General features: G+C 66.5%; 17 protein-coding genes. 5 read left to right on the plus strand and 12 right to left on the minus strand.

Translation table 11 applies throughout. The features are described 5' to 3' along the window. Nucleotides 1-5 precede the first annotated feature (5 nt). The 5 genes from alaS to LDO14_RS10655 form a co-directional block, all read right to left on the minus strand. Nucleotides 6-2,684 carry an alanine--tRNA ligase gene (alaS, locus tag LDO14_RS10635; protein WP_223991629.1) on the minus strand — a complete coding sequence of 893 codons (2,679 nt, stop codon included), beginning with the start codon at nucleotides 2,682-2,684 and terminating at the stop codon, nucleotides 6-8. 123 nt (nucleotides 2,685-2,807) lie between these two features. Continuing rightward, the gene (locus tag LDO14_RS10640) at nucleotides 2,808-3,038 is read right to left on the minus strand and encodes a DUF6167 family protein (protein WP_222430050.1); all 231 of its coding nucleotides are present in this window, start codon (nucleotides 3,036-3,038) and stop codon (nucleotides 2,808-2,810) included. 17 nt (nucleotides 3,039-3,055) lie between these two features. Further along, the gene (locus tag LDO14_RS10645; protein WP_223991631.1) at nucleotides 3,056-3,430 is read right to left on the minus strand and encodes a DUF948 domain-containing protein; all 375 of its coding nucleotides are present in this window, start codon (nucleotides 3,428-3,430) and stop codon (nucleotides 3,056-3,058) included. 144 nt (nucleotides 3,431-3,574) lie between these two features. Next, nucleotides 3,575-4,201: a 30S ribosomal protein S4 gene (gene rpsD / locus LDO14_RS10650; RefSeq protein WP_009357431.1), complete on the minus strand. Its 627-nt coding sequence runs from the start codon at nucleotides 4,199-4,201 to the stop codon at nucleotides 3,575-3,577. A 168-nt stretch (nucleotides 4,202-4,369) separates the two neighbouring features. Next, nucleotides 4,370-5,854 (minus strand): replication-associated recombination protein A, encoded by a 1,485-nt coding sequence (locus LDO14_RS10655; protein ID WP_223991633.1) that lies wholly within the window; start codon nucleotides 5,852-5,854, stop codon nucleotides 4,370-4,372. 76 nt (nucleotides 5,855-5,930) lie between these two features. Between LDO14_RS10655 and LDO14_RS10660 the strand changes: the two genes are divergently transcribed. Further along, nucleotides 5,931-6,599 carry an acVLRF1 family peptidyl-tRNA hydrolase gene (locus LDO14_RS10660; protein WP_223991635.1) on the plus strand — a complete coding sequence of 223 codons (669 nt, stop codon included), beginning with the start codon at nucleotides 5,931-5,933 and terminating at the stop codon, nucleotides 6,597-6,599. 18 nt (nucleotides 6,600-6,617) lie between these two features. On the opposite strand, the gene LDO14_RS10665 is transcribed toward LDO14_RS10660, so the two are convergent. Both LDO14_RS10665 and aspS read right to left on the minus strand, forming a co-directional pair. Further along, the gene (locus LDO14_RS10665) at nucleotides 6,618-7,418 is read right to left on the minus strand and encodes a GNAT family N-acetyltransferase (RefSeq protein WP_223991637.1); all 801 of its coding nucleotides are present in this window, start codon (nucleotides 7,416-7,418) and stop codon (nucleotides 6,618-6,620) included. A gap of 87 nt (nucleotides 7,419-7,505) precedes the next feature. Beyond that, nucleotides 7,506-9,302 (minus strand): aspartate--tRNA ligase, encoded by a 1,797-nt coding sequence (gene aspS, locus LDO14_RS10670; RefSeq protein ID WP_223991639.1) that lies wholly within the window; start codon nucleotides 9,300-9,302, stop codon nucleotides 7,506-7,508. A gap of 96 nt (nucleotides 9,303-9,398) precedes the next feature. Here aspS and LDO14_RS10675 point away from each other — a divergent pair, with 96 nt between their 5' ends. Then, entirely contained in the window at nucleotides 9,399-10,652 is a 1,254-nt protein-coding gene (locus LDO14_RS10675; protein ID WP_223991647.1) for an APC family permease, read from the plus strand. A gap of 8 nt (nucleotides 10,653-10,660) precedes the next feature. Here LDO14_RS10675 and hisS read toward each other — a convergent pair whose 3' ends face one another. Then, nucleotides 10,661-12,031 carry a histidine--tRNA ligase gene (gene hisS, locus LDO14_RS10680; RefSeq protein WP_223991649.1) on the minus strand — a complete coding sequence of 457 codons (1,371 nt, stop codon included), beginning with the start codon at nucleotides 12,029-12,031 and terminating at the stop codon, nucleotides 10,661-10,663. A gap of 229 nt (nucleotides 12,032-12,260) precedes the next feature. On the opposite strand from hisS, the gene LDO14_RS10685 reads away from it, so the two are divergent. The 3 genes from LDO14_RS10685 (at nucleotide 12,261) to LDO14_RS10695 (ending at nucleotide 15,657) form a co-directional block, all read left to right on the plus strand. Further along, the gene (locus tag LDO14_RS10685) at nucleotides 12,261-13,079 is read left to right on the plus strand and encodes a peptidylprolyl isomerase (protein WP_223991651.1); all 819 of its coding nucleotides are present in this window, start codon (nucleotides 12,261-12,263) and stop codon (nucleotides 13,077-13,079) included. Nucleotides 13,080-13,146: 67 nt separating this feature from the next. Beyond that, nucleotides 13,147-14,781: a DUF349 domain-containing protein gene (locus tag LDO14_RS10690; protein WP_223991653.1), complete on the plus strand. Its 1,635-nt coding sequence runs from the start codon at nucleotides 13,147-13,149 to the stop codon at nucleotides 14,779-14,781. Nucleotides 14,782-14,883: 102 nt separating this feature from the next. Continuing rightward, the gene (locus LDO14_RS10695) at nucleotides 14,884-15,657 is read left to right on the plus strand and encodes a type IV toxin-antitoxin system AbiEi family antitoxin (protein ID WP_223991655.1); all 774 of its coding nucleotides are present in this window, start codon (nucleotides 14,884-14,886) and stop codon (nucleotides 15,655-15,657) included. Here the strand turns inward: LDO14_RS10695 and LDO14_RS10700 are convergent. The 4 genes from LDO14_RS10700 to yajC form a co-directional block, all read right to left on the minus strand. Then, nucleotides 15,538-17,928 carry a bifunctional (p)ppGpp synthetase/guanosine-3',5'-bis(diphosphate) 3'-pyrophosphohydrolase gene (locus LDO14_RS10700; protein ID WP_026265777.1) on the minus strand — a complete coding sequence of 797 codons (2,391 nt, stop codon included), beginning with the start codon at nucleotides 17,926-17,928 and terminating at the stop codon, nucleotides 15,538-15,540. The genes LDO14_RS10695 and LDO14_RS10700 overlap by 120 nt on opposite strands. A 149-nt stretch (nucleotides 17,929-18,077) precedes the next feature. Further along, complete coding sequence (secF, locus tag LDO14_RS10705) at nucleotides 18,078-19,094, minus strand: protein translocase subunit SecF (RefSeq protein ID WP_056390484.1); 1,017 nt, start codon at nucleotides 19,092-19,094, stop codon at nucleotides 18,078-18,080. After that, a complete protein-coding gene (gene secD, locus LDO14_RS10710; protein WP_018769335.1) occupies nucleotides 19,094-20,851 on the minus strand; it encodes a protein translocase subunit SecD in 1,758 nt (585 codons plus the stop codon). Before secD ends, secF begins: the two co-directional genes overlap by 1 nt. A 99-nt stretch (nucleotides 20,852-20,950) precedes the next feature. Continuing rightward, entirely contained in the window at nucleotides 20,951-21,358 is a 408-nt protein-coding gene (gene yajC / locus LDO14_RS10715; RefSeq protein WP_018769336.1) for a preprotein translocase subunit YajC, read from the minus strand. Between the last annotated feature and the right edge of the window lie 204 nt (nucleotides 21,359-21,562).

A 21,562-nucleotide genomic window follows, 5' to 3' on the forward strand; every position in this document is an offset into this window, starting at 1 on the left:
CGTGGTTAGCGCCTTGAAATGGCGTCGACGACGGCTGCCAGGGCAGCGCCGACCTTTCCGGCGTCGGTTCCGCCGCCCTGGGCGACGTCGTCCTTGCCGCCGCCACCACCACCGAGGACACCGGCAGCCACCCGGACCAGGGCACCGGCCTTGACGCCGGCCTCCCTGGCTGCCTCATTGGTGGCTACCAGGATCAGTGGACGGTCGTTGGCGACGCCGGCCACAGCCACGGCGGCAGCTGCCGAACCGAGCCGGTTGCGCAGGTCAAGGGCCAGGCCGCGAAGGTCGTCGGCTCCGCTGACGGTGCCGGCGTCGTGGGCCAGCACCTTGACGCCTGCGGCGTTCTGGGCGGTGTTGACCAGCTGCGCAGCGGAAGCGGCCAGCTGTTCCTTGCGGAGCCGGTCCAGTTCCTTCTCGGTGGCCTTCAACTTGGCCAGGGTGGCGGAAATCCTGTCGGCGAGCTGGCCGGACGGGACCTTCAACAGGTCCGTCAGTTCGGTCACCAGGGCACGCTCAGCCGCAAGGTGGCGGAAGGCCTCCATGCCAACGAAGGCCTCCACGCGGCGGTTGCCCGAGCCGACGGACTGTTCGCCCAGGAGCGACAGGCTGCCGATCAGCGAGGTGTTGGCAACGTGGGTGCCGCCGCACAGCTCGCGTGACCACGCGCCGTCGATCTCCACCACGCGCACCTCGCTGCCGTAGTTCTCCCCGAAAAGGGCCATGGCGCCCATGGCTTTCGCTTCGGCCAGCCCCATGATCTTCGTTTCCACCGCGTAGTTGTTACGGATGGCCAGGTTGGAGACTTCCTCGATTTCGGACCGCGTGGCGGTGCTCAGGCCTTCGCCCCAGGCGAAGTCGAAGCGCAGGTACCCCGCCTTGTTGAAGGATCCACGCTGGGTGGCCTCCGGACCAAGGATCTGGTGCAGCGCGGCATGCACGATGTGCGTGCCCGTGTGGGCCTGCTCAGCGGCATGGCGGCGTTCACGGTCGACGGCGGCGCGCACCAGCGAGTCAGCGCCGATTTCGCCTTCGCGGACAATCGCCTTGTGGACACTCAGGCCCTTCACGGGCCGCTGGACGTCCAGGACCTCGACGACGAATCCGTCACCGGTGATCAGGCCGGTGTCGGCGGCCTGGCCGCCGGCTTCGGCGTAGAAGGGGGTTTCGGCCAGGACGAGTTCGATCTCGTCGCCGGTGGCGGCCTGCTGCACCTGGCGGCCGGCGCTGAGCAGGCCGCGAACGCGCGACTCGCCCTCAAGCTCGGTGTACCCGGTGAAGACCGTCTCGCCCTGGGACAGGATGTCCTGGAAGACGGTGAGGTCGGCGTGGCCGCCCTTCTTGCCCTTGGCATCGGCCTGGGCGCGCTGGCGCTGTTCCTGCATGAGGCCGCGGAACGCCGCCTCATCCACTTTGAGTCCCGCTTCCTCCGCCATCTCCAGCGTGAGGTCGATGGGGAAGCCGTAAGTGTCGTGCAGCGTGAAGGCGTCCGCACCGGACAGCGGCTTATTGGCGGCCTTGGATTCCTTCACGGCCTCTTCCAACCGGGCGGTGCCGGACGCGATGGTGCGCAGGAACGCCTTCTCTTCGGCGTAGGCAATGCGGCTGATCCGGTCGAAATCGGTCGCCACCACCGGGTAGACGCCCTTCATGGCGTCGCGCGATACGGGCAGCAGATCAGGCAGGCAGGCCTGTTCCACACCCAGGAGGCGCATGGAACGGACGGCACGCCGGATGAGGCGGCGCAGGACGTATCCGCGGCCCTCGTTGGAGGGGGTCACGCCGTCGGAGATCAGCATCAGTGCCGACCGGATGTGGTCGGCCACCACGCGCATGCGCACGTCGTCGGTGTGGTGGGGATCGTCCGGGGTTTCGGCGGAGGTGTATTCCCTGCCGGACAGTTCGGCGGCCTTGTCGATGACCGGCCGCACCTGGTCGGTCTCGTACATGTTTTCGACGCCCTGCAGGATCATGGCAAGGCGTTCCATGCCCAGGCCCGTGTCGATGTTCTTCTTGGGCAGCTCGCCGACGACGTCGAAGTCCACCTTGGAGCGGACGTTTTCGATCTGGTACTGCATGAACACCAGGTTCCAGATCTCGACGTAGCGGTTCTCGTCGGCGATGGGGCCGCCGTCAACGCCGTAGGCGGGACCGCGGTCGTAGTAGATCTCGGAGCAGGGGCCGGCGGGTCCGGGCTGGCCGGTGTGCCAGTAGTTGTCCGACTTGCCCATCCGCTGGATGCGTTCAGCCGGGACGCCGGTGTTCTTCAGCCACAGTTCCTCGGCTTCGTCGTCCTCTTCGTAGACCGTCACCCACAGACGTTCGGGCGCAAGGCCGTAGCCGCCGTCGTCAACGCTCTTGGTGAGGAGCTCCCAGGCGAACTTGATGGCGTCTTCCTTGAAGTAGTCGCCGAACGAGAAGTTGCCGCACATCTGGAAGAAGGTGCCGTGGCGGGCAGTCTTGCCCACTTCCTCGATGTCGCCGGTGCGGATGCACTTCTGCACGCTGGTGGCGCGGGAGTAGGGCGCTTCTTCGCGGGCAGTGAGGTACGGAATGAACGGGACCATGCCGGCCACCGTGAACAGCAGGGAGGGGTCGCTGGAGACCAGCGATGCGGAGGGAACCGCCGTGTGGCCCTTGCTGACAAAAAAGTCCACCCAGCGCTTTGTGATCTCCTGCGACTTCATGAGCTGTTTTCTTACCCTTCTTGGTCCGTCCCGCCGGGCGGCACGGAAATTTCGTTCAGGTGGCAAGGTTCCCGGATCGGGTTCCTGCCGGTTGTTGGCTGGTGCCGGTTGTGCCCCGCGGGCTCAGCGGCGGACCAGTTCCGCGGACTCGACGCCAAGGGCGGTCCGCAGGTCGGTTTCCCGTTCGCGCATCCCTGCGCGGACGGCATCCGCGAAGTCGTACACCCCGTCGGCAAGACGCCCTACCGCACGGTTGAGGCCCTCAGGTCCAAGAGTGGACTGGGCCTGGCTCACTTTGCGGAAGGCAATGACCCCAATGGCCACGCCGATTCCCATCCAGACAATTCTTTTCATATTCGTTCTCTTCGAATCTAGCGGCTGCGGCGGCCGGCAGCGGGCTTCCGGCGGTTGGCGACGGCGCTGCGCACGCCGTAGCTGAACGCCGCAACCTTGATCAGCGGCGAGCCCACCGTGGCGGCCACCAGCGAGGACAGGGCGGAAATGTTGGCGGATGCGTCGGAGACGTTGGACGCGACACCGTCCACCTTTTTCAACTGCTGGTTGGTGGTGGAAACGGTGGCCGTTACCTCATCCATCAGGGGCGTGGCGCCGTCGCTGATGGACCTGATGGCAGTCCGCACTTCGTCGAAGACTTTCCCCAGCTTCAGGATGGGGACCGCGAGCAGCAGCACCAGGAGCGCGAACACCCCGGCAGCGATCAGGCCGGCAATATCGCCACCAGTCATAGACGTTCATCTCCTCGAAATTCTGTGATTGAGCCCCATCCGCGGCGTGACGGAATGCCCGTTGCGCAGATGTCCCCCAAGTACCTTACATACAAAGAAGCCCGCGGCGCGTGCCACGGGCTTCTTTGGATACGCTGCTGGGATTTAGCGTGCGTAGAATTCGACGACGAGCTGCTCTTCGCAGGTCACCGGGATTTCCGAACGCTTGGGGCGGCGGACCAGGCGTGCCTGCAGGGCTTCCAGCTTGACGTCCAGGTAGGCCGGAACGGCAGGCAGGACGTCGCGGTGTGCGCCGGCTGCGGCAACCTGGAGCGGAACCATGGTCTCGCTGCGGCTGTGGACGTGGACCAGCTGGCCCTCGCCGACGCGGAACGACGGGCGGTCAACGCGGACGCCGTCAACCATGATGTGGCGGTGCACAACCAGCTGGCGGGCCTGGGCGATGGTGCGGGCGAAGCCGGCACGCAGGACCAGGGCGTCGAGACGCATTTCGAGCAGCTCGATGAGGTTTTCACCGGTCAGGCCCTTGGTGCGGCGGGCTTCTTCGAAGGCACGGGTCATCTGTGCTTCGCGGATGCCGTACTGGGCGCGCAGACGCTGCTTTTCGCGCAGACGTACGGCGTAGTCGGAGTCCTGCTTCTTGCGGGCACGGCCATGCTCACCGGGGCCGTACGGGCGGCGCTCCATGTACTTGGCGGCCTTGGGGGTCAGAGCGATGCCGAGGGACCGCGAGAGGCGGGCCTGACGGCGAGCACGAGTGTTGTTAGCCACTAGTGTCCTTCCAATATCTGCGGTGTGTCAGTGTTACTGGCCTCCACGATGGAGAGCATCGGCCAACCGCTGCCTTTTGCTACTGGGCGCAGGGCATAACCTTCTCAACGAATTGGGGAGATTGTGCGTCCGTGCCTTGCCAGACGAACATCCAGCCTACCATGGCGGCTACTTGCCCCGCACAATCTTCCGCAACCGCTCCAGCCGCTGGGCGATGTCCCGTTCCGCTCCGTTGCCGGTGGGCTGATAGTAGTCGCGGCCCACCAGGTCGTCCGGCGGGTACTGCTGCGTTGCCACCGCGTGCGGGGCGTCGTGGGCGTACTTGTACCCCACGCCGTGTCCCAGCTGCTTGGAGCCCGGGTAGTGCGCATCCCGCAGATGCGCGGGAATGCCGACGCCGAGTCCCGCGCGCACGTCCGCGATGGCTTTGTTGATGCCCATGTAGGCGGCATTCGATTTTGGCGCGGTGGCGAGGTGGACCACGGCCTCAGCCAGGATGATCCGTCCCTCCGGCATCCCGATCAGCTGCACCGCCTGCGCCGCGGCCACGGCGGTCTGCAGCGCCGTGGGGTCGGCCATGCCCACATCCTCTGCCGCCGAGATGACGATCCGCCGCGCCACGAACCGCGGGTCTTCCCCGGCTTCAAGCATCCGGGCAAGGTAATGCAGGGCAGCATCCACGTCCGAGCCCCTGATGGACTTGATGAATGCGCTGGCCACGTCGTAGTGCTGGTCACCGGCACGGTCATAGCGGACGGCGGCCGCATCCAGCGCACGCTCGGTGTGGCGCAACTCCACGGTGACCGGCTCAGCGGTGACCGGCTCAGCAGCTGCACCCTCCTCCCCCACGGAACGTTCGACGTCGTCCGCGTCACCGAAGGCGACGCCGGCCGCAGCCTCCAATGCAGTGAGCGCCCTTCGCGCGTCCCCGCCGGACAGCCGGACCAGGTGTTCCAGCGCTTCGTCGCTGAGCCGGACCTTCCCGCCCAGCCCGCGCGGGTCCTCGACGGCCCGCACCAGGAGGCCCTCGATGTCGGCATCCGTCAGCGGCCTGAGCGTGAGGAGCAGGGAGCGGGACAGCAGGGGCGAGACCACCGAAAAGGAAGGATTCTCCGTGGTGGCAGCCACCAGGACCACCCAACGGTTTTCGACGCCGGGAAGCAGCGCGTCCTGCTGGGCCTTGTTGAAGCGGTGGATCTCGTCAAGGAACAGCACCGTGGTGGTCTTGTACAGGTCCCTGGCCGTCAGGGCGTCGTCCATGACGCGGCGGACGTCCTTGACGCCGGCGGTGATGGCGGACAGTTCCACGAATTTCCGTCCCGGTCCGCGCGCGATGACGTGCGCCAGCGTGGTCTTTCCCGTACCGGGCGGCCCCCAGAGGATGAGGGAGGTGGGACCGGCCGGGCCCGTACTGTCCGCCCCGGCGCCTGCGGCCAGCTGCCGCAGCGGCGAACCCTGGCCGAGCAGGTGCTGCTGGCCCACCACTTCGTCCAGGGTGCGGGGCCGCATCCGGACGGCCAGCGGACTGCGCGGCGAACCTTGGCTACGGGAACCCTGCCCCCTGGAACCCTGGCCCCCGGAACCGGTGCTTGCCCCGGAGACGGGACCGTCGTCGTCGTCGTTTTCTGGTCCGTGCCCGAAGAGATCATCCACATAGATAGGCTACTTCCAGTCCACCGCTGCTTTTCGCCTCCGTCTTCCGCCCGGCCCTGACACCAAAGGAACTCCCATGCCTGCCACCGTTGCCCACGGCGGGCCGCCGTCCGTCCGCACCGCGTTCGTGCCCGGCAGCCGGCTGCCGGGCTGGGCCGACCGGTTCGGCGCCTCGCATGGCGGTTACCGGCAGCAGGATGACGACGACGGTCTCCGCCTGGTGGCGGCCGACGGCACCGAAGCGCTCCTGCAGGCGCCGTGGCCGGCCGACGGACGCCCGGGACGCGGCAGCGGAGCGCTGGAGCGGCTGGCCGCCCTTGCGGCCCAACCGCGACGGCTGGGCCTGCTGCTGGTGCGGCGCGGCGGTTACGGCATAGGGGTGGCAAGCGAAGGCATCCTGCTGGCATCCAAGGCAGGCACCAGGTACGTCCAGTCCCGTACGGCTGCGGGCGGACAGTCCCAGCAGCGGTTTGCCCGCCGCCGTTCCAACCAGGCGGACGCTTTGGTTGCGGCCGTGGCCGGCCAGGCGGCGGACGTGTTCGGTAGTGCGGCCTTCGAGTACCTGGTGCCCGGCGGCGACCGGCCCCTGGCCGACCTTGTCCTCCAGGAACCGGCCCTGCGTGACTACGCCCGCCTGCCACGCCTCGCGTGGCTCGACGTCGCCGAGCCCCGGGCCGCCGTGTTGAAGAAGGCCGCGGTGGACGCCTGCTCGGTCCGGATCACGGTGACCTACGCATCCGGATAGCGCACGGCTGCTGCCTGGTCAGCAGCCTGTCAGGGCGCGGCGGGGGCGTTCCTGCCGGTACAGGTAACGCCCGGCTTCCGTGAACCCGGCGTTGGCATACATCGCCTGCGCCCCATGGTTGGCGGCGGTGACAAGGAGCCAGTACTTCCCCGCCCCCTGCTCCGCACCGGCCTGCAGCAAGGACTGGAGGACAGCAGTTCCGTAGCCGCGGCGGCGCGCTTCAGCCCGGGTGGCCATGCAGTACAGCCCGCCCTGGGCGCTTCCGGCGGGAAGGGCGAGGCGCCCGACGGCGGCGGGCAGCCCGGCTCCGTCACGGACAAGCGCGTAAATCGAAGGACAGCCCAGCAGGATTTCCCGGGCGGTGGCGAGGGCGTCCTCCCCGCCGCGCCCGTCCACCTCCCACCAGACGCGCAGCCAGTCCGCGGAGGGTTCCCGGGAAACTTCAACGGCAGCGTCCGCGGTTCCTCCAGTCATCGGGCCGCGGGTCATGACCACGGTCTCGGATTGCCGGGTGAAGCCTTCAGCGTCGAGCAGGTCGTGCAGCGCGGCTGTTGCGGGGGTGTCGAACAGCTGGAAGATGACCGGCAGCCGGCGGCTGCGGTACCAGGACCTGGCGTCGGCGAGCAGGCCCGGGAGGCTGTCACCTTGCAAATCCGCGGTGACGGCACGCGGCCAGATGGAGTTGGCGCGCTGGGTCACTCCGCCTGCTGCGCGCAGGACCCAGCCCCCGGCGTCGTACCGTTCCAGGGCCGGCCAGGCGGCATCCATGGCGGCTTCGAGGTCCAGTGGTGCGGGTTCACTTTTGCCCTGGGCGGACAACTGACAGCTCCTTCGTTAAAGGCGGGAGGTTCCCCGGTGATCCGGGGAACCTCCCTTGGCCGCTGCCTTGCGGCAGCGTGCGTGATGCTACTGCTTCTCTTCGGGCTTCTTCACTTCCGGCTTTTTGGCCTCCGGCTTGAAGTCCACGCCTGCCTCCTTGCGCTGCTGCGGCGTGATGGGGGCCGGGGCATCGGTGAGGGGGTCGTGGCCGCCGCCGGACTTCGGGAAGGCGATGACGTCGCGGATGGACTCGACGCCCGCCAGCAGCGAGACCACGCGGTCCCAGCCGAAGGCGATTCCGCCGTGCGGCGGGGCGCCGTACTTGAAGCCCTCCAGCAGGAAGCCGAACTTGGTCTGGGCGTCCTCCTTGTCCAGGCCCATCAGCTCGAAGACGCGCTCCTGCACGTCCCGCTGGTGGATACGGATGGAGCCGCCGCCGATTTCGTTGCCGTTGCACACGATGTCGTAGGCGTAGGAGAGCGCCGATTCCGGATCCTTGTCGAAGGTGTCAAGGAACTCGGGCTTGGGCGAGGTGAATGCGTGGTGGACGGCGGTCCACTGCCCTCCGCCGACGGCGACGTCACCGGAGGCAACAGCGGCTGCTGCGGGCTCGAACATCGGCGCGTCCACCACCCAGCAGAAAGCCCAGGCGTTGGGATCGATCAGGCCGGTGCGGTGGCCGATCTCCACGCGTGCAGCACCCAGCAGGGCCCGCGACGGCGTCTTCTCACCCGCGGCGAAGAAGATGCAGTCCCCGGGCTTGGCGCCCACGGCGTCAGCCAGGCCGGCGCGCTCGAACTCGGTGAGGTTCTTGGCGACCGGTCCGGCGAGCTCGCCGTCCTCCTTGTAGAGGACATACGCCAGGCCCTTGGCGCCGCGCTGCTTGGCCCACTCCTGCCAGGCATCAAGGGCACGGCGTGCCTGCGACGCGCCGCCGGGCATGACGACGGCCCCAACGTAGGGTGCCTTGAAGACGCCGAAGTTGGTGTCCTTGAAGAAATCCGTGAGCTCGGTCAGTTCCTGGCCAAAGCGCAGGTCCGGCTTGTCCGAGCCGTAGCGCGCCATCGCGTCGGCGTACGTGATCCGCTGGATGGGCGTCGGGATGTCGACGCCGATGAGCTGCCACACCGCCTCGACGATGTTTTCGCCCAGCCGGATCACGTCGTCCTGGTCCACGAAGCTGGCCTCAATGTCCAGCTGGGTGAATTCCGGCTGGCGGTCCGCGCGGAAGTCCTCGTCCCGGTAGCAGCGGGCAATCTGGTAGTACTTTTCGAAGCCGCCCACCTGCAGCAGCTGCTTGAACAGCTGCGGGGACTGCGGCAGCGCGTACCAGGACCCCGGAGCCAGGCGTGCCGGAACCAGGAAGTCACGGGCGCCTTCCGGCGTCGAACGTGTCAGCGTGGGCGTCTCGATCTCCACGAAGCCCTCATGGTGGAGCAGTTCGCGCGCCACCCGGTTTGCCTCGGAGCGGAGGCGCAGGTTGCGGCTGGGGCCGGGACGGCGCAGGTCCAGGTAGCGGTGCTTGAGGCGCGCTTCCTCGCCGACTTCCACGTGCTCGTCGATCTGGAACGGCAGCGGGTCGGAGGTGTTGAGGACGGTGACGTCCTCGGCGATGACCTCGATTTCGCCCGTGGCCAGCGCCGGGTTCTCGTTGCCTTCAGGACGCCTGGAAACGGTGCCCTTGATCTGCAGGACGTATTCATTGCGCAGTCCGTGGAACACTTCCTCCTCGCGGACCACCACCTGGGCCACGCCCGAAGCGTCGCGCAAATCCACGAATGCCACACCACCGTGATCACGGCGGCGGCCCACCCAGCCGGCCAGGGTTACGGTTTGTCCAATGTGCTCGGAGCGAAGGGATCCGAGGTCATGTGTGCGCAGCACAGCACGCCTTTCTGCGGGAAAACAGTGGGAAGTCAATATGATCGTTGCGGGAACGATCCCGTCCGAGTTTACCCGCTGGAAAGGGACTGCCGCCGCATGAGCGAACCGCAGCAGCTGCAACGCAGGCTGGGAACCTTTGATGCCACCGCCATCGGACTGGGCTCCATGCTGGGTGCCGGGGTGTTCGTGGTGTTCTCCCCGGCCGCGGCACTGGCAGGGAATCTGCTGGTCCTGTCCGTGGCGGTTGCCGGGCTGGTGGCGCACTGCAACGCCGTGGCATCGGCAGCCCTCGCCGCCAAGTACCCCACCAGCGGCGGGACCTACGTCTATGGCCGGAAACAGCTGGGCGAATGGCCGGGCTTCCTGGCCGGCTGGGGTTTCGTCACGGGCAAGACGGCGTCCTGCGCGGCCATGGCGTTGACGTTCGGCAGCTATGTGGCGCGGGACTACGCCGTCCCGGTTGCCGTGGCCGCCGTCGTGGCCCTCACCGCCGTCAACCTGCTGGGCATCACCAGGACAGCCCTGCTGACGAGGATCCTGCTGTGCCTGGTCCTGGCAACACTGGTGTTCGTGGGCACCGCCGCCGTGCTGGGTCCGCACCCCGCGCCACTGCCGGGAGGCGCGCATTCCGGCGGGGTGGAGGGCGTCCTGCCTGCCGCCGGGCTGATGTTCTTCGCGTTTGCCGGTTATGCCCGGATCGCCACGCTGGGCGAGGAGGTCAGGAATCCGGCGCGTGCCATCCCCCGCGCCATCCTGGCGGCCCTGGCGGGCGCATTCGCCATTTACCTGCTGCTGGCCCTGCTCCTGCAGGCCCACCTCGGAGAGCGGTTGGGGTCCACAGGCACTCCCCTGCTGGACGCAGTGCTGGACAGCCGGCTGGCAGCGGGTGCACCGCTGGTGCAGGCAGGAGCAGCGGCCGCATGCCTGGGCGCACTCCTCGCGCTGATCACGGGCGTGGGAAGGACAACGTTGGCCATGGCCAGGGAGCGCGATCTTCCGGGGCCTCTGGCCAGGGTGGGCGGTCCCCACACCGTTCCGTTCGTCGCCGAACTGGCCGTGGCCGCCGTCGTGATCCTGCTGCTCCTGACCACCAACGTGATGACCGTCGTGGGCTTCTCAAGCTTCGGCGTGCTGGTCTACTACGCGGTAGCCAACGCGTCAGCGTTCACCCTTTCCGCCCATCCCGGCTACGCTCCCCGGTGGCTTAACGCGCTGGGTTTCGTGGGCTGCGTGGTACTGGCGTTCACTTTGCCGGCTGCGTCGGTGCTGACCATGGCCGCAGTCCTTGCCGCCGGCGTGGTGGGGCGCTGGCTGGTGCTGCGGTTCCGGCAGCACCGGCACCGGACATAAGCGCCCGGCTAGACCGACGCCGCGGCGGCCGCGGTTGTCTCAACCTGCACTGCCAGGTCCTCCAGCGGCGGCATCCAGGTTTCAGGGGCGGCCAGCACCTGCTCGCCGGTGCGGATGTCCTTGACCTGGTGGGTGCCGTCCTCGTCCGTGAACCAGACGAACGGGATTCCCCGGCGGTCCGCGAACTTGATCTGCTTGCCGAACTTCTCGGCCTTGGCAGCCACTTCGGTGGGGATTCCCCGGCTGCGCAGCAGGGCGGCGACATCCTGGGCAGTGCCCCAGCTGTCGTCATGGTTCAGGGCCACCAGCACTGCAGTGGGAACAGAGCGGGAGGCTTTGGCAAGGTCCTGGCTCAGGATCCGGGACACCAGGCGGGTGACGCCGATGGAGAGGCCAACGCCCGGGAACTTGCGGTTGCCCTTCGACGCCAGGGCGTCGTACCGGCCGCCGGAGCAGATGGACCCCAACTGTTCGTGGCCCACCAGGACGGTTTCCACCACCGTGCCGGTGTAGTAGTCCAGGCCACGGGCGATGCTGAGGTCCGCCAGTACCTTGCCGGGCGCCCGCTGCACGGCGGCATCGATGACCTGCTCCAGTTCGTCCAGGCCCTCGTCCAGGAGTTCGTTGCTGACACCCAGGGCACGGACCTGGTCCACAAAGGACGTATCTTCCGTTCGGATGGCAGCCAGTTGAAGCGCCTTGGCAGCCTGCTCGTCGGTTGCGCCAAGCTCGGTCTTGAGCAGTTCGGCCACCTTTGCCGGACCGATCTTTTCGAGTTTGTCGATACTGCGCAGCACGCCTGCGGTGTCATCAAGTCCGATGCCGCGGTAGAAGCCTTCCGCCAGTTTGCGGTTGTTGATCCGGAGACGGAAATCGGGGATGGGCAACGCACTGAGTGCTTCGGCGATGACCAAGGCGATCTCGACGTCGTAGCGGAACGGAAGCTCGCCGTCGCCGACCACGTCGATGTCCGCCTGGGTGAACTCGCGGGCCCGGCCTTCCTGGGGCCGCTCGCCGCGCCACACTTTCTGGATCTGGTAGCGGCGGAAGGGGAAGGCCAGGTAGCCGGCGTTTTCCACCACGTACCGGGCGAAGGGAACGGTCAGGTCGAAATGCAGGGCAAGCGCGTGGGGATCGGCCTTGCCGGCTTTAACGGGGTTCTCGCTCTCGTCCTCCTGGAGCCGGCTGAGCCCGTACACTTCCTTGTCGATCTCGCCCTTGCGCAGCAGCTGGCCCACCGTCTCCACGGCGCGGGTTTCGATCGAGGTGAAACCATGCAGTTCAAAAACCCGGCGCAGGGTATCGAGCACATGCAGCTCCACCAGCCGCTCCTCGGGAAGCCACTCGGGGAATCCGGACAGGGAGGCGGTGCGTGCCATGGGGAAGGTTCTCCTTAGGAATGGAAGGTGCGCCGGAGCTGCCGGCCGCGCCCGCAACGGCGGTCGTTCGGCGGCAGCACAGCCAGCCATGCATAAACTATGTGCGGCAGCCAGTTTATGCGTCATCCGTGTGCATCTCTAATGCGGCGGACCCGCACGGCCTGGCCCTTAACACCTGCGCCCCGCGGCCAACCGCCGGGCACCAGCAGCCCGACGACGAGGAGGACCCTTGGCGGCCAGTTCACGCAGTGCACGCGAAGCAAAACGGCGCATCCAGCAGATGGAAGCCAAGCGTGAGCTCCGGCGCGACCAGGAGAAGCGGCGGAAACGCGACAACCTCGTGGCCGCCGGCGCCGGAACCGCCGCCGTGCTGCTCGCCGTCGTCCTCCAGCTCACCGCCTTCGCCGGAAACCCCACTGAGGACGAATATGCCGCCGCGCAGGCGGGACTGACGGAACCATCCACCTCTGCAAGCGCCTCCGCGACACCCTCGGCGCCGGCCACCAACGGGCCCAACATCCCGTCCGCGGACACGGCGGCGGGCAAGACGTTCACCGGCGAACTGCTGCTGAACGGCAGCGCGCTCGGCGTGGAAGTGGACGGGACCAAGGCTCCGCAGGCAGCAGCCGTTTTCAAGTCCCTCAGCGACGAAGGCTATTTCAACGGCAAGTCATGCCACCGGCTCACCACTGCGGACCAGTTCGGCGTGCTGCAGTGCGGCTCCCCCAACGGGGACGGACAGGGCGACCCTGATTACACGTGGGGTCCGCTGGAAAACACGCCCGCAGACAACACCTACCCTGCCGGCACCATCGCCGTGGCCCGCACGGGGAACAACGCGTACGGCAACGGGACACAGTTCTTTATTGTCTACAAAGACACGGTCATTCCGGCCGATGCTGCCGGCGGCTATACCGTGGTGGGGAAGGTGACATCCGGGCTTGATGTTGTATCCAACATCGCTGCCGCAGGCATCACCCCGGGAGCCGGCGACACGGACGGCGCGCCAAAACAACCAGTCACGATAGACTCGTTCTCTCTGAAGTAGGAAGCCGGGCCGGCCAGGCCGCGGTGCAGTACGTGAGTATTTCCCTCCAAGCGAAAGACTTTTAGCGGTGACAGACAGTCAGAAATCCGACGAAACAGCAACAGACATGACCGAAGCAGCGGCTCCGGCCGAGGTTGGCGGTACTGATGCCAATGCCGGGCAGTCCCCCGTGACCCCTGAAGCCGCCGCTTCCGATGAGGGCACCGGGCAGGCTGACGAAGCCCAGGCCGCCGAAAGCCAGGCCATCGGGGACCAGGCCACCGAAGACCACGGCGCTGAAGACCAGGCTGGAGGGACCGCCGCAGCGGAGACCTCCGCACCTGCCCCGGCACCGGCTCCTGCCCCCGCTCCGCGGCCGTCTGCACCGTCACCGGCAGCGTTCGCGTCGCGTCCCAAGCCTGCCGCTGCCGCTCCGGCCGCGGTTACGGCTCCGGCTGCACCTGGTACGTCCGTTGCCGAAGCCTCCAAATGGGGCCGGGTGGAGGGGGACGGACACGTCTACCTGAGCATCGACGGTGGCGAACACCCCGTGGGCCAGTATCCGGGTGTCAGCGACGACGAAGCGCTGCTCTACTTCGCGCGGAAGTACGACGACGTCGTGGCCCAGATCGTCCTGCTGGAGCAGCGGGTCAGCTCCAAGGCACCCAGCACCGACATGCAGAAGACCGTGACGCACCTGCGGGAACAGCTCGCCGAGCGCAACATGGTGGGCGACCTCCGTGCAGCGGAGGCGCGCCTGGACGCGCTGGCAGGCCAGATCACCGAGCTGGAAAAGGCCGAAAAGGCGGAGCACGACGCCGTGCGTGCCGCCGAGCTGGCAGCACGTGAAGCCATCGTCGCTGAAGCAGAGGAAATCTCCGGCCAGGATCCGGCGCAGACGCAGTGGAAGACCTCCAGCGCCCGGATGAACGAGCTCTTCGAGAACTGGAAGACGGCCCAGAAGAGCGGCGTCCGCCTGGGCCGCAGCAACGAAGATGCCCTGTGGAAGCGGTTCCGTGCTGCCCGCACCGTTTTCGACCGGCACCGCCGTGCCTATTTCTCCCAGCTGGACAGCAACAACTCTGCCGCGAAGGCCGCCAAGGAGAAGTTGATTGCCGAGGCTGAGGCGCTCTCAACATCAACCGACTGGGGCTTCGCTGCCGGTGAGTACCGCCGGCTGATGGACCAATGGAAGGCCTCACCGCGGGCAAGCCGCAAGGACGACGACGCGCTCTGGGCAAGGTTCCGCGCCGCCCAGGACGTCTTCTTCACGTCCCGCCAGGCTGCCAACGAGGAGATCGACCAGGAGTACGCAGCAAACCTCACGGTAAAGGAGGCGCTGCTGGCCGAGGCCAACGCCATCCTGCCGGTGAAGGACTTGGCAGCGGCCAAGAAAGCCCTTCAGTCCGTTCGTGACCGCTGGGAGGAAGCTGGCAAGGTTCCCCGCGCGGACATGGGCCGGGTCGAGGCCGGGCTGCGGAAGGTTGAAGACGCCGTGCGGCACGCTGAGGAAGAGCAGTGGCAGCGGTCCAACCCCGAGCGCAAGGCACGCACCAACAGCGCGCTCTCGCAGTTGGAATCCGCAATTGCCGGACTCCAGGAAGACCTTGCCAAGGCTGAGAAGAGCGGCGACCAGCGCAAGATCAAGGCCGCCCAGGAAGCACTCGAGGCACGCCAGGCATGGCTCGACCAGATCCAGCGTTCCGCCAGCGAGCTTGCCTGATTTTTCTGTCGTGAACTGACGGGCACAGGCCCGGTCCGGGGGTTATCCACATACTCCGGGCCGGGCCTGTGCCTGTTAACGGCGTCGGGGCAGGATGAAGGCATGGCCTCATCTCCAATCCCCTCCGCCGCCGGTCCCGGCAGGGAAGCCACCGCTGCCGGCGTACGGCCGGGCTGCCAGGCAAACGTTGGGGAGGCGGCCGCGCCGCCGCGTTTTCCCGACCTGTACGCACCCGGCGTGCCCTTCGCCGCTCCCGAGTTGCAGTCCCTGGCGGCCGACGGGCTGTTGGCCCGCTTCCACCAGCATGGCTACACCCTCCCCGGAATACCGGCATCGCCGCAGCTCCGGGCCAGGGCAGCAGCCGGAATCGTCCCGGCGGCCATACGGCAACGTGTTGTCGCCGGGCGCATGACGGCGGCCTGGATCTACGGCTGCGCAGCGGAACCGGAGAGGCTGGCGCTGCTGGTGGACGCCAAGCGAAGGGTGTCCAGTCTCCGGAACACCCGGGGCTGCACGCTGCACGAAGTGAAGCTCGGGCCCTTCGATGTGATCAGCCTCGGCGGACTGATGGTCTCCAGCCCGCTGCGGACCGCACTCGATATCGCCCTGCATGTGGATGCTGAACGGGCCGTCCCCGCCCTGGCGGGATTGCTGGCCCGGCCGCAGCAGGATGTCAGGCTGCGCCTGCTGGTGCGCGCCATTGAGGCCACCCCAAGGGTCCCGCACAAGCGGGCTGCTTTGGAAAAGCTTGCCCTGCTAGCTCCGGCGCTTGTTCCCGGTAGTGCGGTAAACGTCGAAAACCCCGTCGATCCTGCGGACGGCGCTCAGGACGTGGCTGAGGTATTTGGGGTCGCCCATCTCGAAAGCGAATCTTGAAATGGCCACGCGGTCGGTGGACGTGTGGACGCTGGCAGCAAGGATGTTGACATGGTTGTCGGACAGGACCCGCGTCACGTCCGAGAGCAGGGATTTCCGGTCCAGGGCCTCAACCTGGATTTCCACCAGGAAGACGCTCGACTGGGTGGGTGCCCAGTCCACGTCCACGATCCGGTCCGGCTGGTCCTTCAGGTCGGAGATGTTGGTGCAGTCGGTGCGGTGCACGGACACGCCGGATCCCCGGGTCACGAAGCCAAGGATCGGGTCCGGCGGAACGGGCGTGCAGCAGCGCGCCAGCTTCACCCATACATCGCCTACTCCACGGACCACGACGCCGGAGTCGGAGAAGCGGGCCTTGCTGACCTGGGTGGGGATGCTGACCTCTTCGACGTCATCATCGGCACTCTCGTTGCCGCCCAGGCTTTCAATGAGTTTCTCCATGACCGACTGGGCGGAGGTATGCCCGTCGCCCACACCGGCGTACAGGCCGGAGATGTCCGCGTACTTGAATTCCTCGGCCACGGCGGCCAGGGCCTCGTGCGTCATCAGCCGCTGCAGCGGAAGGTTCTGTTTCCGCATGGCACGGGTCAGCAGTTCCTTGCCGCGGTCAATTGCCTCTTCGCGGCGTTCCTTGCTGAACCATTGGCGGATCTTGTTGCGCGCCCTGGCGCTCTTGACGAAATGCTGCCAGTCCTGGCTGGGACCTGCCCCCTCGGCCTTGGAGGTGAAAATCTCCACCCAGTCGCCGTGGTTCAGCTCGCTGTTGAGCGGAACCAGCTTTCCATTGACCCTGGCGCCGATGGTGCGGTGGCCCACCTCGGTGTGCACGGCATAGGCGAAGTCCACGGGAGTCGATCCTGCCGGGAGCGCCATGACTTCGCCCTTGGGCGTAAACACGAACACTTCGCGCGCATTGATTTCGAAACGCAGTGAGTCCAGGAACTCGCCGGGATCGGACGTTTCCTGCTGCCAGTCCACCAGGGAGCGCAGCCACCCCATGTCTCCGTCGCGCGGGCTTCCGGGACCGACGGCGGTGCGGTTGGGCTGGTCCTTGTATTTCCAGTGCGCCGCAACACCGTACTCCGCCCGGCGGTGCATTTCGTGCGTGCGGATCTGGATTTCCACCGGCTTGCCGCCGGGGCCAATCACCGTGGTGTGCAGGGACTGGTACATGTTGTACTTGGGCATCGCGATGTAGTCCTTGAACCTGCCGGGCAGGGGGTTCCAGCGCGAGTGCAGGGTGCCCAGGGCGGCGTAGCAGTCCCGGACCGAGTCCACCAGGACGCGGACGCCCATGAGGTCGTTGATGTCGTCGAAGTCCTTGTCGCGGACAATCATCTTTTGGTAGATGGAGTAGTAGTGCTTGGGCCTGCCGGTGATGGTGGCCTTAATCCGGGCAGCGCGCAGGTCCTCAGTGATCTGGTCACGGATGACACCAAGGCTCTTCTCCCGCTCCGGCGTCCTGTCCCCCACCATCCGCACGATCTCTTCGTACACCTTGGGGTAGAGCGCAGCGAAGGACAGGTCCTCAAGTTCCCACTTAATGGTGTTCATGCCCAGCCGGTGCGCCAGCGGCGCGAAGATCTCCAGGGTTTCGCGGGCCTTGCGGGCGGACGATTCAGCCGACACGAAGCGCCAGGTGCGGGCGTTGTGCAGCCGGTCCGCCAGCTTGATCATCAGGACCCGGATGTCCTTGGCCATGGCCACGACCATTTTGCGGACCGTCTCGGACTGTGCGGCCTCGCCAAAGCTGACCTTGTCGAGCTTGGTGACGCCGTCCACCAGCATGGCCACTTCCGGCCCGAAGTCCCGTTTCAGGTCCGCCAGGGTGTAGGGAGTGTCCTCGACCGTGTCGTGGAGCAGGGCGGCTGCCAGTGTGGTGCCGCTGAGGCCCAGTTCCGCAAGGATGGTGGCCACAGCCACCGGGTGGGTGATGTACGGATCCCCGCTCTTGCGCTTTTGCCCGCGGTGGCTGCGCTCGGCGACGTCGAACGCACGCTGGATGAGGTCGAAGTCCTCTTTGGGGTTGTTGGCGCGTACGGTCCGCAGCAGCGGCTCAAGGATGGGTGAGTATGTGGCGGTGCCCCGTCCGGTCAGGCGGGCAAGCCGGGAGCGTGTGCGCTCCCTGCGGCCGGGAAACGTGGGGCGGGATCCTGAGTTATCGACAGGTACCAATGAGCCCGGGCGCGCAGAAGGTGCCGCACCGGCTTGCATGCCGGCAGGATTTTTTTCCTCCTGTGCCGTTGGCGCTGACGCCGAACGTTCTTCCAATGAAGTACCCCTCACCACCGTCTTAATTACCCCAGTCTATTCCTCCGGGCAGCGACTTTTATAACCGGGCCTGCACAGGCAAAGGCCGGGCGGCGCAAAGTACGCGCCGCCCGGCCTTTGGGTGGTTTAAAGCTGCCGGTGGTTGCTGATCAGGCCTTGGCCGGCGATGCCGGAACTGCCCGTTCAGCTGCACCTGCGCGGCGCTGCTCAACACGCCTTGCCTGCTTCACCAGCTCCGGTTCGCCCTGGCGGAGCCAGGCGTACATCGGCGCCGCCACGAAGATGGTTGCCGCTGTACCGATGAGGATTCCGACGAACAGTGCCAGGGACAGGTCACGCAGGGTTCCTGCGCCCAGGAGGCCGGCACCAATGAACAGGATGGCGCCCACGGGAAGGATGGCAACCATCATGGTGTTGATGGAGCGCACCAGCGTCTGGTTGACAGCAAGGTTGACTTCCTCGCCGAAGGTCCGCCGCGTGGACGCGTCGATCCCGGCCGTGTTTTCGCGGATCTTGTCGAAAACCACCACGGTGTCATACAGCGAGTAGCTGAGGACGGTGAGGAACCCGATGATGGCCGAGGGGGTGACCTCGAAATCGCTGAGGGCATAGACCCCGGCCGTGATGAACATGGTGACGGCCATGCCGGCAAGCGCCGAAAGGGACATCTTCCAGGTACGGAAGTACAGGGCCATCAGCAGGGCCGCGAGCAGCACGAATACTCCCAGGCCGATCAGTGCCTGCTTGGTCACGTCTGCACCCCAGGTGGGCCCGACGAACGTGGAGGTCACCTCGTTGTCAGTAACGCCGTAGGCGGTGGTGAGGCCCTCCTTGATCCGGAGGGTCTCGTCATCCGTCAGTTTGTCTGTCTGGATGCGCATGGTGTTGCCGGCCACGTTGGCTACCCGCGGAACACTGCCCGACACCACGTCAGTCACGGCCTTCTCACCGATGGAGGCATCGGTGGTCTTGACGTTGGACACGGTGAATTCGGAACCACCGCGGAATTCGATGCCGAGGTTGAAGCCGCCCTTGGCCACCGGGATAAGGATGGACAGGGCCACGCCCACCGCGGCGATGATGAACCAGATCTTCTTGGCGCCGACGAAGTCGTAGGAGCGCTTCCCGGTGTAGAGCTCGTTGCCGAAAGTAGCGAAGCCTGACATTACTTGTTCTCCTTCGCGGAGGTCTTGGACGAGCCAGCCAATTGTTCCTGCTTCTCTGCCAGGCGCCGCTCGGCGATGGTCATGCGGCGCTCGGCCTCGGCAGCCGCCCCTGTGTTCTTGGTGCGGACCACCACGGGCTTGTCCTCCGGGGTGCGGACGCGTCCGGCGCCGCGGTACAGCGGGACGGCACCCAGCCGTTCGGGGTCGAGGCCGGAGAACTTGTGGCCTTCACCGAAGAACCGGGTACGGGCCAGGAGCTGCAGCGTGGGGTGGGTGAACATGAACACCACGATGAGGTCGGCGATGGCGGTCAGGCCCAGGGTGAAGGCGAAGCCGCGGACGTTGCCCACTGCCACGAAGTAAAGGACCAGTGCGGCCAGGAGGTTAACGGCCTTGGAGGCGAGGACGGTGCGCTTGGCGCGCTTCCAGCCGTTTTCGACGGCGGATACCAGGCCGCGCCCTTCACGCAGTTCATCCCTGATGCGTTCGAAGTAGACGATGAAGGAGTCTGCCGTCTGGCCGATGGCCACGATGATGCCGGCCACGCCGGCCAGTGACAGCCGGTAGTTCTCCGTCCAGCCCAGGATCGCGATGGCCAGGTACGTCAGGGCACCGGCCACCACCAGCGATGCGATGGTGACGAAGCCCAAGGCACGGTACTGGAACAGCGAGTAGACCACCACGAGCAGGAGCCCGATCAGGCCGGCCAGCAGGCCCATGCGCAGCTGTTCGCCACCAAGCGTGGCGGAAATCTGCTGCTCGCTCTGGATGTCGAAGCTGATGGGAAGGGCGCCGAACTTCAACTGGTCGGAGAGTGCCTTGGCCGTCTTCTCATTGAAGCCACCGGTAATCTGCGGACGGCCGTCAGTGATGACAGCCAGGGAACGCGGGGCGGAGATGACCTGGTCATCCAGCACAATGGCGAACTGGGACTTGGGGTCGGTGCCCGACTGCCCGCCGGCTGCCACGTAGAACTGGTTGAGCCGTTCGGTGACCTCTTTGAACTTGGCTGTACCCTCGGCGTCGAACTGGATGTTGACGGCCCATTCATTGGTGACAGCCCCCTGTGCGCCCTGCTGCAGCTGGAAGGACGAGGTGACGATGTTGCTGCCCTTCACCTCCACGGGACCCAGGATGTACTTGATGGCCGGCGACTTGTCCGTGGCCGGCTCGCAGGTCACCAGCGGCTTGGTGGGATCCGACCGCTGGGCTTTCTCCGCAGCGGCACTGTTGCAGTCGAGTGCCTCGAACTGCTTGTAGATCTCGGGCGTGATCCAGTTGGTGTCACTGCTGTTGGCAGGCTCGGCGGTCGGCTTGGGCAGCTGGTCCTCCGGCGTCTGCGACTCGGCAGGAACTGCTGCGCCGTCGCCATTGAGGAGGACAGGGCGGAAGTTCATGTCCGCCGAGGCCTGGATCAGGTTGCGCGTCTCGGCAGAGGGTGTGCCGGGAAGGCTGACCACCACGTTGCGCCCTGACTGGGTGCTGATTTCCGCCTCGGAGACGCCGGAACCGTCAACGCGCTGGCGGATGATCGCCACCGCCTGGTTGAGCTGCTGTTCGTTGATGTCCGAACCGCCCTCCACCTTCGGGGCCAGGATCATCTGGGTGCCGCCCTCGAGGTCCAGCGCCAGCTTGGGTGCCCAGCTGGCCTGTCCGGCAATGGTCCCGCCGGCCAGGACGGCGGTCAGCGCTGCCAGGATTACACCAAGCCAGACCAGGACGCGGAGCCCTGGTTTCTTGCGGCCAGTTCGTGCCATTGTCGATCTTTCTCTTGTTCGCGGAGAAACCGCCGGAGCGGGCTGCTGCCTGCGCCGGCGGTGGTCCGCAGCGGTAGAGGGAGGAAGGGGCCAGCGGGCCTAGCTGTCCTTTTTGCCCTCGTCGTTGAGGCGCTTCAGGGTTTCCTCGGGAGTCTCGGCACCTGTTGCGGTGCTTCCGGACTCCGGGGTGGTGAGGGAGGACGCATCATCCGGAACCACCGGGGAGGCGTCGGCCGGCTGGGCGGCGGGTTCTGCCACCGGCTCAACGACCTTGGTGACGGCCTGGCGGTGCACAGTGGCCAGGTTGCCCGGGGAAAGTTCAAGGGTGACCTTGTTCTCGGCCTCGTCGATGTCCACGATCCGGCCGAAAAGGCCAAAGCTGGTCATGACCTCCACGCCCGGGGCAAACTTCGACTGGAGCTCTGCCTGCTGCTGCTGCGTCTTCTTGTTGCGGCGGAACATCATGAAGATGAATACGCCGAGCATGACGAACAGGAGAATTGACATTGGATCCAAGGGGAATTCCGTTCTTTAGCGTGGTGTAGCTGGGTTTTCCGGCGACGTTGGCTTCGCTTCGGCCGGGGCGGGTTTGCGGTGCAGGCAGAACGCCTGACATGTTCCTTCCCCAAGCGACGGGGGCGTCAGGGCCACCCGCGAAACAAAGACCCGAACGTGCCGGGCGTCATACCAGTCTAAAGGGAAAAGCTGAAG

This window comes from Arthrobacter sp. NicSoilB11, assembly GCF_019977375.1.
Lineage (GTDB): Bacteria > Actinomycetota > Actinomycetes > Actinomycetales > Micrococcaceae > Arthrobacter.